Genomic DNA, 6383 nt, shown 5'->3' with positions numbered 1-6383 from the left:
CTATGACAATTGGCAAGCTTGAACTCATCATCAAAATTAACGAACTACCGAACAACGTAGAGACTAACAAAGACAACTGGAAAACCTTTGAGCTTGACTGTGACGGTCGGGTAGTGTCCGTTAGCGTTAAGCCCAAAATATGGAAGAAGCTTGAGGATGCTGCTGCCAACTACCCCATGTGGGTGGCTGCTATCGGCGGCAAAATGGGTGAATCAACCTCTAACGGCTTTGTGCTATTAGAGCCAAGTATCCAAGTCTTTGAGAAAAAACCGAAGGAACCTAAGCCTGAAGCAGAGTAGTGAGAGAGGTTCGATCGGCTGCACGGGGTTGGTACGGTCGGAGCGGGTGTCTTAAGAGCGATCCACACTTGCCGGAGTGGGGCTGGTAGCAAGGCGATCGGGCTTTTTGTGGTCTAGTACGAAAAGTCTGATCGACGTGGCAAAAGCTGTAATGCTGCGTTGATCGGCTGCACGGTTCAGTCAGAATAGCCCATGTGTACTTGTTGAAGCCTAACCTACTAATATCTAAATTGTCAGGTGACTGATGACTGATGCGGCAAGGCTTTCTGCCCGTTGCTGGCTCTCGCGCAGGCTGGCTTCAAGTTGGTCGCAAAGTTTCATCAGTTCATCGACTTTGGCGACGATGCGTTTTTGTTCGGCTAGGGGTGGAAGAGGGACAGGAAGTTTCCGCATTCTTTTTATGCCGAAGGCAGCATGGGTTGTCACTCGGCTAGAAGAAGATAAAATTTTGTCCATCACAGGACCAGTCATATACAAGTAAAGATAATCAGAATGAACTACTTTTGTATGTGGTTGAATGAGTACAACGTTGGCAGACAGAGTATAGTTGAACGGCTCAGTTAGCTTTACTGGTTGCCCCAATGTACCGATTTTGCCAAAAATAAAATCACCAAGTTTGAGCGCATATCTCTCTGTGTGTTCTTTGAAAACTTCTTTTGAGACTTTTCGTGCATCATTAAAATTAATTTCAAGTTGCTTATTAATATCTCCCATCCCAATATAAGGAACCCCATCCCTTACCTCAGGCGGAGTTCTATGGCTTGGATGAGGGTCAATTACATCTGCAATTAATTCGGTATCTAGCCATTGCCAAGTTTTGGGTAAAGCAAATAGCAATTTCTCAGAACTAGAATTTAGCGGTTTAATCCCTAGTCGATTCAATAGTTCTGAAGCAGATTCATCCTCTGAGCATTGAGAAACAAGTTTTCCCCTGACAGCCAATTGCAATACCGTTTTCCGTAAGCCATCTGCGTCTTCAGGCTGTTGGCTCAGGTTGTGCCAGTTGTCGCGGACAAAGGCCCAAGCATCATCCAATTCCTCATCAGTTTCGGCGTTCATGAGGGAGGCGATCGCACTTCCCCTCAGTTTTTGCCGCAGGTTGTCTCGCGTTTGCTTGGCGGCTTCGTAGCGATCGCACAACGCCATCAACTCATCCACCTTCTCAACAATCCGCTTCTGTTCAGCAAGAGGAGGAACTGCAATCAATATTTGAGATAGTTGGTCTTGATTTACTTTTGGCATGGCCAAACGGTTATCGCTTGAAGTGACTTGAATCAGAAAAGTTTGGGACAACATATACAAAAGTAAATAACGGGGATACAGACCTGTAGATATTGGATACATATCTGCGCTGCAAAGCCCCTCAAAATCCACCAGCACTACTTTATTAAGGTTAGGACGGATTTTAGAATAGATAAGTTGACCTGGGAAAAAGCGATGCTTCGGGCTGGTTACTTCATCAGCAAAAACTGTTTGATATTGCAGTAACTTACCTGTATCTTTTTCTATATGATTGGGAGCAATATGTGGATAGTGTGAAAAGTCATCTGGCTTAACGAGATTCGATTCAATTGATGCAACATCCACAAATCTTACCCAATTCCACTTGATGGGAATCCTATAAGGAAGTTCCTCCGATAGAGGAAGCGCCTTTTGCTGTTTACGTATCCTTCCTTCCTTCTCTAATTCTTTGACTCGATTGCGTATGTCATCAATGTCAAACTTTGCTTCACGCTCCTCTGGATTTGACGGCACTAGCTTTCCCCGCACTGCCATCTCTAAAATAAGCGATCGCAGTTTTGGAATACCACCGGGAGCTTCTGCGATCGCATCAAAGTTTTCTAGAAACGTCTTGAAATCCATCAAATCTCACCTCGTTCTAGGGCTGCTACCAAGCTGTTTTTCAAGGCTTGGCGGTCATTCTCTGCTTTAATAACAGCTTCCTGATATTGCTTTAGCAGCGCTATTGGGTCTTCATGGATATTTTCTGGGGCGTTAGGGTTCTTGATATCCAGGTTGTAGCCGTTGGAAGCGATCGTTTCCACAGACACCTTCCAGGCATATTGAGTTTCCTCGCGGTTCTCCCACCAGGCTTTCTCGACATCAAACTCCTCAATCCGCATCGGCTTAGTCTTGTTGTAAGACTTGGCCCCTGGTGGGTAAGGATGCTCGTAATACCAGACCTCTGTCGTAGGTGTACCCTTGGTGAAAAACAAAACATTGGTACGAATGCTGGTGTAAGGACTAAACACCCCATTCGGGAGCCGGACAATCGTGTGCAGGTTACAGTCGCGCAGCAGCTTCTGTTTAATGCGGGTTTTAATACCCTCCCCAAACAACGTACCATCCGGGAGAACGATCGCTGCTCTGCCCCCATCCTTCAGCAATTCCATCACCAGCACTAAAAACAGGTCTGCCGTTTCCCGCGTCTGAAACTCGCTAGGAAAACCCCGCTCAATTCCATCCTCTTCCATGCCACCAAAGGGCGGGTTCGTCACCACAATATCCACCTGGTCATCGAGCCCGTAGTCCCGGAGCGGTTTGCGGAGTGTATTGTCGTGCAGCACAGTTGTCGGCACTTCAATGCCATGCACCATCATGTTCGTCACACAAAGCAGGTGAGGCAGTTGTTTTTTCTCCACCCCCAGAATGCTTCGTTTCACCCGTTCTAACTGTTCAGGCGAATGCGCTTGTTTTTTCAGATGTTCATAAGCACAGGTCAAAAAGCCACCTGTACCGCAGGCAGGGTCAAACACCTTCTCGCCCAGTTGCGGATTCACCATATCTACAGCAAACTGAGTCACCGCACGCGGCGTATAAAACTCTCCGGCATTCCCAGCACTCTGAAGGTTTTTGAGAATTTGTTCGTAAATGTCACCAAACACATGGCGGGTTTGGGACTGGTTAAAGTCAATGCTTTCATTAATCTTGTCCACCACCTGCCGCAGCAGCGTACCCGACTTCATGTAGTTGTAGGCATCCTGAAAAACACTCCGCAGCAGTTTCGCTCGTTCTAGAGCAATTCCTTCCAGGTCATCAACCGCCAATTCCTTGAGTGTGGGAAACAATTGTCCATCAACTAATTGCAACAAGTCCTCTCCCGTGGGTGCATTCTTGCCCAATTTCTTGCTATCTGCCCACTCATCCCAACGCAAATCCAACGGCAGCGGTGAATTGTAATTATCATCATTCAACTCTAATTCTGCATCCTGGTCGCTGAAAATTTTGTAAAACACCATCCAGCCAAGCTGACCAATGCGCTGGGCATCGCCATCCACCCCGACATCTTTTCTCATGATGTCTTGAATCGATTTAATGGTGGCACTCAGCGACATAAAAACGTCCTTCTCAAAAGATACTAAGAAACAGTTGTACTCTAGTTAGGTAAAAGGCTCAAGCCCCTCGGTTTTCGTACAATAGGGACTCTAGCTCTCGAATCGCGGCTTTGTACTGCTGTTTGTTACCAAAGCTGCGGACGATCTCCATCGGAGTTCCCAGTTTGGCAAATGGGTCAAGCTGTAAGACAGTCGTATCTTCGATCGCGATGATGCCCCGATCGGCATACTTATCCAATAGAGCATTCAATACAATACAGGCAGTTGCACCATATTTGGCAAACACATCCCGCTTCCGTACTTTATCAGCCCGTTCTTTACGAGTCAGGGGAGGACGGTCAAAGGCAACATGGCAAATCAAGTCGAAGAGGTCATAGTCCTTACCGACCATATCCTCCAAAGCTTTTAGAATCACCCCATGCCCTTCCAACTCTTCAACAATCGCTTGTTTGCGATCGGCTTCGTTCCACTTTTTGAGAAAATGGTCGAGAGACTGGTATGCCTCGCTGACAGTTCGACGAGTATAATCCTTTAGCGACTCTATAGTTAGTTGTCCATCCTTGTTGTAATAGCTCACCCGTTCCTTTGCTACCTCAAACTCCTGCCGACCGACTCGGTACTTGATACGAACTGACAAGTCAGTGCCGATGCGATCGTCATTACCGCCCACGTCCCTGCCATCATCATTCCCTTTTGCTTCTGTACTAGCGACCGTTCTGGTTGGTTGAATCTCTTTACCAAAGTCATCATCCTGAATTGGTGGCCCGTCCCAATCCGGATCATCAAAGCGTTGGCTGGCGTTGCGGAAATCAATAATCGTGAAGAAGTTCTTGCCATAGTCCGGGCGTAAGCGTGTACCCCGACCAATAATCTGCTTAAACTCCGTTAGGGATTCGATACGCCGATCCAAGACAATCACATGGCAGGTTTGGGCATCTATCCCCGTCGTCATTAGCTTAGATGTCGTGGCAATCACTGGACACTTTTCTTTGGGATTGATAAAGTTATCGATTTGAGCTTTACCTTCCTTCTCATCCCCAGTAATTCGCATGACGTAACGATGGTCTTTGAGAACAAGCCCTCGATTCAGCCTTACGTTAGCCAAGGCTTCTCGCATTCGTTCGGCGTGGTCAATATCCTCACAAAACACAATAGTCTTTCGCATTGGGTCGCCATTGTGAAGAAACTCAGTGATATACTCTGCAACCCGTCGAGTTCGTTTGTCAAAAGTAATGTTTCGGTCATAGTCCAGCAGGTTATAGTCCCGCTCCTCAATTAGGTGACCGTTATCGTCATATTCTCCTGCTTCTGGTGTCCAACCTTCCAGGTCTTTATCTAAGCCAACTTGTATCCTGCGGAAGGGAGCCAGGAAACCGTCTTCGATTCCCTGCTTGAGTGAGTATTCATAAATCGGTTCACCAAAATAATCAATATTTGAGACGTATTTGGTTTCCTTTGGCGTTGCGGTCAGCCCTACCTGAATCGCCTCTGAAAAATAATCGAGTACCTGTCGCCAATTGGAGTCATCTGCTGCGCTGCCCCGGTGACACTCATCAATCACCACCAGGTCAAAGAAATCTCGGTCGAATTTCTCGTAGAGGTTATCTCGTTCTTCATTGCCGATGATTGCTTGATACAGTCCCAGATAGATTTCATAGGCGGTAGTAATCAGCCCAGTTTCATTATCAACCAGGCTGCGGTCTAGCTTGGTCATGACTTCACCAAAGGGGCGAAAGTCATTAATAATCGTTTGGTCTACCAGTGCATTGCGATCTGCCAGAAACAAAACCCGTTTGACAACTTTCGTCTTCCACAGTCGCCAGATAATATTAAAGACCGTGTAAGTTTTACCCGCTCCGGTTGCCATCACCAGCAAACACCGTCTCTGACCACGAGCGATCGCTTCAATTGTGCGATTGACTGCAAGTTGTTGATAGTAGCGGGGTTTCTTCCCGCCAATCTCAAAGAAATAGGAGGACGTTAGCAAATCCTGATTAACGGATTGTAAATCCTGCCACTGTTTATAGTGCTGCCATAGTTCCTCTGGTGACGGAAAGGCATTCAGGCTGAGTTGCTGTTCTATCTGAGCGTAGGTTCCACTCTTGTCATGGAATAAGAAGGCATCCCCATTCGAGGAAAAGACAAAGGGAACTTGCAGAGCCTTTGCGTAGGCAAGTGCCTGCTGTATCCCTGCCCCCACACTATGGTTGTTGTCTTTGGCTTCAATGACTGCGATCGGCTGATTTGCTGGATAATACAGCAGGTAATCTGCCCGTTTCCTAGCTCCTCGCGCCGCCATCTGACCCCGAACTATCATCTGACCGTCTGTAAAGCCATATTCCCGGCGAATCTGACTCTTTTTCCAACCCGCCTCATAAAGGGCAGGTGTAATGTAGCGATCGCAAATATCGGCTTCACTCAGGTCTTTCTTATTCATTATTTGTCGCCTGAAAGTCTCTCTATAAAGTATGCCTAAAAAATTAGCTCCATCCGCACTTATGAACCTAGCTGGCGGAAAGGTTTCTGGGAGAGCTTACATCGAAGCTAACTCATTAGGCAGTATTTCGTACCTGGTAAACTCACAGAATTTTGATAATTGAAATGGCTGAAGCTAGGTGACGGGGCGATCGACATACCGACCAAAAACCATTGGCCGCGATCGAACATAGCCACCCCTTTTGTATTTTTGTCAATCTTAATCACTAGCTCGCTTACTATAAAGGCAAGGAGAAGTCAGGGCGATCAGCTC

The 6383-nt window shown here is 46.8% G+C and carries 4 protein-coding genes; 1 reads left to right on the top strand and 3 read right to left on the bottom strand.

The window, feature by feature from the left end; all coding sequences use genetic code 11:
* Window positions 1-299, top strand: a 299-nt coding sequence (locus QUA47_RS23860) for a hypothetical protein (protein WP_333432587.1), incomplete at its 5' end; no start/stop codon positions are given.
* Window positions 300-524: 225 nt separating this feature from the next.
* On the opposite strand, the gene QUA47_RS23855 is transcribed toward QUA47_RS23860, so the two are convergent.
* From QUA47_RS23855 to hsdR, 3 genes are read right to left on the bottom strand one after another with little or no spacing between them, the layout of a single operon-like run.
* A complete protein-coding gene (locus QUA47_RS23855) occupies window positions 525-2162 on the bottom strand; it encodes a restriction endonuclease subunit S (protein WP_333432586.1) in 1638 nt (545 codons plus the stop codon).
* Entirely contained in the window at window positions 2162-3634 is a 1473-nt protein-coding gene (locus tag QUA47_RS23850) for a class I SAM-dependent DNA methyltransferase (RefSeq protein ID WP_333432585.1), read from the bottom strand. The genes QUA47_RS23855 and QUA47_RS23850 overlap by 1 nt, the downstream gene beginning before the upstream one ends.
* 58 nt (window positions 3635-3692) lie before the next feature.
* Window positions 3693-6071, bottom strand: coding sequence for an EcoAI/FtnUII family type I restriction enzme subunit R (hsdR, locus tag QUA47_RS23845; RefSeq protein WP_333432584.1), 2379 nt, complete (start codon window positions 6069-6071; stop codon window positions 3693-3695).
* Window positions 6072-6383 lie beyond the last annotated feature (312 nt).

Source organism: Microcoleus sp. MON2_D5 (assembly GCF_036701905.1).
In the GTDB taxonomy this organism is placed as follows: Bacteria; Cyanobacteriota; Cyanobacteriia; order Cyanobacteriales; family Microcoleaceae; genus Microcoleus.
This window is presented reverse-complemented; position numbering and strand designations above follow the sequence as displayed.